Source organism: Effusibacillus lacus, assembly GCF_002335525.1.
GTDB classification, from domain to species: Bacteria; Bacillota; Bacilli; order Tumebacillales; family Effusibacillaceae; genus Effusibacillus; species Effusibacillus lacus.
The window spans coordinates 87,924-93,642 of the sequence record NZ_BDUF01000095.1 but is presented as its reverse complement, the minus strand read 5'-3'; the positions used below and the strand labels follow the sequence as shown (position 1 = coordinate 93,642).

At 50.4% G+C, this 5,719-nt stretch carries 6 protein-coding genes; all 6 read right to left on the bottom strand.

The features are described 5' to 3' along the window. Positions 1-459 (bottom strand): DUF294 nucleotidyltransferase-like domain-containing protein (locus EFBL_RS16355; protein ID WP_231705839.1); only part of this gene is annotated, 459 nt, incomplete at its 3' end. Positions 460-576: 117 nt separating this feature from the next. Beyond that, positions 577-1,977 carry an ammonium transporter gene (locus EFBL_RS16350; RefSeq protein ID WP_096183184.1) on the bottom strand — a complete coding sequence of 467 codons (1,401 nt, stop codon included), beginning with the start codon at positions 1,975-1,977 and terminating at the stop codon, positions 577-579. A gap of 20 nt (positions 1,978-1,997) precedes the next feature. After that, on the bottom strand, positions 1,998-2,687 hold the full coding sequence (locus tag EFBL_RS16345; RefSeq protein WP_096183182.1) for an ANTAR domain-containing response regulator: 690 nt from the start codon (positions 2,685-2,687) through the stop codon (positions 1,998-2,000). 175 nt (positions 2,688-2,862) lie between these two features. Further along, on the bottom strand, positions 2,863-4,077 hold the full coding sequence (locus EFBL_RS16340; protein ID WP_096183180.1) for a nitrate/nitrite transporter: 1,215 nt from the start codon (positions 4,075-4,077) through the stop codon (positions 2,863-2,865). Positions 4,078-4,533: 456 nt separating this feature from the next. Continuing rightward, positions 4,534-4,944, bottom strand: a complete 411-nt coding sequence (locus EFBL_RS16330) for a MerR family transcriptional regulator (protein WP_165912468.1) — start codon at positions 4,942-4,944, stop codon at positions 4,534-4,536. A 19-nt stretch (positions 4,945-4,963) separates the two neighbouring features. Continuing rightward, the coding region (locus EFBL_RS16325; protein ID WP_096183174.1) for an anthranilate phosphoribosyltransferase at positions 4,964-5,719 on the bottom strand (756 nt) is incomplete at its 5' end.

Here is a 5,719-nt window from a genome sequence, read left to right as displayed (position 1 = left end):
CCAACGCGGATTGGATGCCATCACATAGCCCGGGCAATAGGGGTATCCTACCCGCTCGAGTGCTGCAACCGCCTTTTCCGCAAATTCCCGGAAAAATGCCGCTTCCCTCTGCCCGTCCTCCGAATCAGTCAGGTACATCAGAGCGTTGTCCTGGTCGGGAGACAGCGTCTGCTCTTCACGGCCCCCGCTTCCCAATACGATCCAGCAAAAAGGGGGGATGCCGACAGTCCGATCCGACTGCTCCATCTGCTCCAGAACCAGTTCCAGTGTGCGGCTCATCAGCTTGTCGTGCCACCCGTTCAAGTGGCGAAGAATGACAGGCGGAGCCATCTCCTGCTTCTTCCAATCCCATGCGGTCTCCTTCATCTGGCCGTGAATTTCCCTCAGTTGCGACACATCACCGGCGGAGTTGATCTGTTCAAACGTCTTTGTCAGAATATCGTTCCGGTCTTCCCGCATGAAACCACTTCCTTCTGCAGCGCCCTTCTTCCGGATGCCCGTTTCTGCAGTCCCCGCAGAACGGGAATGAAATGGAGCGGCCAAACCCGCCCCATTTCATTGTTGTGTGCAAATTGATCAGTGAGCTTCTGCTACGCTGTTCTTTACGTAGGTTCCGCCATTGGGAAGCTGTTCCGGATAACCGGAAGTGCCGTGTTCGCTGATATCCAGACCAATGATTTCTTCTTCCCGGCTGATCCGAATACCAACTGTGACTTTAAGCAGATACAAGACGATATACGAAGTGATGAAAACAAAAGCGAATACGGAAGCTACACCCAAAGCTTGCACCCCGAGTTGATGGAAACCGCCGCCGTAGAATAACCCGGGTTTACCGACTCCCAATTTTTCAACCAGGTCAGGAGCTGCGAAAAATCCTGTTGAAAGTGTTCCCCAAATACCCGCTATGCCGTGAACCGAAAACGCTCCAACCGGATCGTCAATTTTAAGGACTCGATCAAAGAAAAGGTAGGAGAGTACCATCAGAATCCCTGCAATTGCTCCGATTACAACCGCGGCCCAGGGTTTTACGAACGCACAGGATGCAGTAATCGCAACCAATGCAGCCAATACACCGTTGAGCATGTAACTGATATCCGGCTTCTTAAGAAGCGCCCAAACTGTAAACAAGGAAGCAACTGCACCAGCCGCCGCCGCCAAGTTCGTTGTCAACGCGACATACGGGAAGAATGTTCCGTTTGCTGCCATTGTAGATCCGGCATTGAACCCAAACCAGCCAAACCAGAGAATGATAACGCCCAATACCGAGTAAACCATGTTATGACCGGGAATTACATTGACACTGCCGTCTTTGTTATATTTGCCGATACGGGGTCCCAACAGCATGGCTCCCACCAGAGCGGCCGTAGCTCCCGTCAAGTGCACGACGCTTGACCCGGCGAAGTCCTGCTTGCCATGTGCGGCCAGCCAGCCGCCTCCCCAAATCCAGTGACCTATGATCGGATAGATAAGAGCAATAAAGATGGCGCCAAATACGAAGTACACAATCAATTTGGCCCGTTCTGCAATCCCGCCCCAGAAAATCGCCAGGGAAACACCGGCAAACACAACCTGGAACAAAAACTTGGCAGCCAGCGGAGTGTCTGACCACGACAGGGATCCAAACACTTCATTCACCTGTTCATCCGCTACGTTCAAAAACCAGCCGCTTGTACCCATGAAACTATTGCCGGCGCCAAAAGTGATCGCAAACCCAACCGCCCAGAAAACCAGTGTTGTAATCCCGAAACTAAGGATGTTTTTTCCGGCGATGTGTCCGGCATTTTTCATTCGGGTAGCACCCGCTTCAAGCAATGCAAAGCCTGCCTGCATAAAGAATACCAGTGCGAATGCCACAATTACCCAAAGTGCGTCGACCGCCTGGATCGCATCTTTTACGGTTGGTTCCTCACCGGCAGCGAAAGCGTGTCCGGTCAACGTTGCCGCCACGAAGGGCAGAAGTGCAAGAATTTTTTTCATGATTTCACTCTCCTCGTTGATCAGGAATGGGATACTTTCATCTGTTCCGTCAGCAAAATGCTCTCCGCCACCTGAACCATCCGTTTTCGACGGTTCATCGCCTCCTGCCGGATGCGCTGGTAGGCAACCGATTCGGGCAGACCATAACGATCCATCAAGATGCCCTTTGCTTTTTCGATTGTCTTGCGGCTTTCCAGTTTTGCCTGTGCATGATCTGCCATTGACCTGTACTTTGATTCCCGTCTCCAGGTTTCCATGGCCATTCGGAGAGTACACAGGCCGGCAAGCGGATCCTGCGGCGCTGACAAGACCCCACTGGCTCCCAGGGTAACGGCCGATTCAATCACTTGTTCATCCAAGTGATCCACAGCCCACAATACGGGGCATTTTGCCTGCCGGTTCAGGTTTTGGGTTGCGCTTCCCAATTGGGAAAACTCCCCCTTCAGAATGATGGCCTGTGTGTTTCCGCCAAACAGTTCCGACACACCGGCACCGTCGATTTGGGATAACTGACGGCAGAGAAGCTTGTAAAAGCCTCTTTCCACAATCTGTACAAGCCAGTGCTCCGGACCGTTCCCGGAAGTCGCCAGAACCACTTCACCCGGTACCTTTGCGGTGTTCGTAACAGACCACCCCCGATCGATGTTAGATTTTTTTACAATAAGACCTATGGATGTATTATACGAAGTGTTCAGGAATAACACAAACATAAAATGTCATGTTTTATGACATAAAAATAACAAATGAAATCGCTTTCTCTTCTTTTTTCTCGTTCTTTCATTTTATGTTAGAAATATTGACACGAAAAAGTCCACGCCGATCCTCCGGACGTGGACGTTGAAAGTAATTTTGCGGGACTTTCACAAACGACAAATAATCAAAAGCTTATCCAACCCTCACTTTTCCGCCGTCCCCAATCCAAGTCCTCTTCCATTGCGCCTGTACAATCAGAATGAGTAAAGCAGAACAAAGGGCAATTCCGCTCAAAATCAGAAAACCTTGTGAAAAGGAACCGGTTGCGAGCTTAATGTTCCCCAAAATCTTTGGCAGGAAATAGCCGCCGAGCCCTCCGGCCGCACCTACTATTCCTGTGATTACACCGATTTCTTTCTGAAAACGTTGGGGAACCAATTGAAACACTGAGCCGTTGCCCATTCCCAAACACATCATGGCTAAAAAGAGCATGACCGTAGCCAGCGAAAGGTTCGGTAAGGTTGAAATTCCCGCCATCATTAAAGCAACTCCTATATATAGGATCGTCAGCATGCGGATCCCGCCGATCTTATCGGCCAACCATCCTCCAACAGGACGGAAGAAACTGCCTGCGATCACACACAACGTTGTAAAATCAGCCGCTTTTACAGGATTCAACCCATATTGCGTATTAAAAAATATTGTGAGATAGCTTGACATTCCGACGAAACCGCCAAAAGTCACGCTGTAGAAGATACAAAACAACCATGTATCTCTTTGTTTGAGTACCTGCGCATAGTCGACGAACTTTTTCGGTTCCGGTTGGTTCGGACTGTCCTTGGCCAAGAACGAGAAAGCAAGTAAAGTAAGAACTACTGGAATCAGGGCAAAACCGAATACCACATGCCAATCGCCGCCAAAATGCTGCGCGATCCGATTCGCAAACAGAGTGGTTAGGATCGTACCGCTGTTTCCCGCCCCAGCGATTCCCATAGCCAATCCCTGATACTCGGGTGGATACCAACGGCTTGCCAGAGGAAGAGCTGCAGCGAAACTGGCTCCGGCCACCCCCAGCAGCAATGCCACAACATATAATTCTGACATGTTGTTTGCAAACTGCCATCCCCAAAGTAACGGGATCATCGTCACCAGCAATCCAATCTGAGCCGTTCTTTTAGGGCCGATGCGGTCGGTCATCCACCCTAATACCAATCGCAGTATGGAACCGCCCAATACCGGCAAAGCAACCAGGTTTGCTTTTTCGGCAGCATTCAAATTATGTTCAGTGGCAATGAATACAGCAAGCGGTCCTAACAGAACCCACACCATAAAACTGATGTCAAAATACAGAAAAGCGCTGAATAATGAAGGAATATGCCCGCTCTTGAGAAAACCCTGTCGATCCATCCTTTACCCACTCCCATCTTGGAAATAGTTTCTGTTTCAAGCAAATCTACAGAAATATCCTATAAAAATTTACCTATCGCCTCAAGGATACATGTGAGATTTTATTACATATAACTCAAAAATATTTATGTAAGTAAAGATGACATATTGGATTGGCTGTGCCTGCTCAGGCCATTAAAATGAAAGAATCGAAAAACAGGACTCCAAAGGAGGGGGACTGATGGCCCCGACCCGGCACACACCTTTGAAGTTCTGGTCAAACCGGAACAGGTGCCCGCCACCATCTCAAAGCTGACAACAACATTTCCCGATCAGAAACTTTACTTTCATCTGACTGCCACTCAGCAATTCGGTGCAAGTCGGCGGCATCGGCAATAATAACATTGAAGGAAAGGAAAACAAGCGCCGGAGGACTGAACAGGGCTTCCCCGGCGCTTGCTGGTGATGAAAAAATCTTCATTTTTTGTTTTTGTTTCTATAAAATTGGGCCAACTGCCCTTCGATGATCGAGGTGGACCAGGAGCGCTCCGTTCTGGTTTGCAGCTGATCCCGGATGCCTCGAAGCAGGTCTTTGTCGTCCGGTTCCCGTTCGGAAGGAAGCGGCTGTACAGCCGGTTGCACCGGTTTCTTGGGCGGAGCCAGCACCCTCTTGATCTGGGAGACCGGGTACTCTTGATCCATCATGTCTTTGATCTGCAAAAGCCTTGCCACGTCATTGATCGAATAAAGCCTTTGTTCCCCATTGGAACGCAGGGGGCTGACAAGCCCCAGTTCTTCATAGTAACGAATTTGCCTCAACGACAACCCGGTCAGCTGCCTGACAATGCCAATTGTGAGGACAGCCATATCACGAGGCACCGGATCCACGGCCATCCCTCCCCTGCTTCTATTCTTTAACGGATACGAACTTCTCCCATGCTTTCCCCGAGTCCAGTATCGATCTTGCCAGTTCAATCCCCTGTTCGATCGATTCCGTACGGGAAGTCAACCACAGCCGCAAGCCGCTGTTCAGCAAAACCATTTCGCGAAATTGAGGTTCCCCCTGCAATACAGATTGAACATATTGAGCCTGTTGCTTCGCGGTCAAACCCGCTTGCCCGTCATCCGCATACAGCCCATACTCTTTCGGATTGATCAGGTATTTTTCCATCGAACCGTTTTCTATCAGATAAACGGCGGAAGGACGGTTGGCGGGAATATCCTCGGAACCGTCAATTCCCTGAACCACCATACCTTTCCTGTATCCCAGCCGAAGCGTCAGTTCGGCAGCCTTTTCTATGACAGTTGTGTGGAATACACCTGCAACCAGGCAGTCCGCTTCCGCCACATTCAAAAACTTCTCCGCCGTATTCAGCATTGTCCGGACGCCCAACTGTTCTCGTACGGGGCGCAGACGCTGCAGAGGCTCACAATAGTGTTCAGTGTTGACAAACACCAGATGTTCCCTGTCAAGCAAGTTCGCGGTCTCTTGCTTGTTCCGTACCGTCTGCATACCAAGTTCTTGCAGCACGTCCCCCAGGGTCACACCGTACTTGGGGGGCAGAGATGCGCTTCCGTGCAGAACCACCGGAACACCGGCCGCCGCCAAAATGGCCGCCACCGGAATGGTAGCCGCAAACGATTTGCTCCTGCCGTCATAGGG

Coding starts and splice junctions, on each gene's coding strand:
- EFBL_RS16350 (WP_096183184.1), bottom strand. CDS start 1,977: ATGAAAAAAATTCTTGCACTTCTGCCCTTCGTGGCGGCAACGTTGACC.
- EFBL_RS16345 (WP_096183182.1), bottom strand. CDS start 2,687: ATGTTTGTGTTATTCCTGAACACTTCGTATAATACATCCATAGGTCTT.
- EFBL_RS16340 (WP_096183180.1), bottom strand. CDS start 4,077: ATGGATCGACAGGGTTTTCTCAAGAGCGGGCATATTCCTTCATTATTC.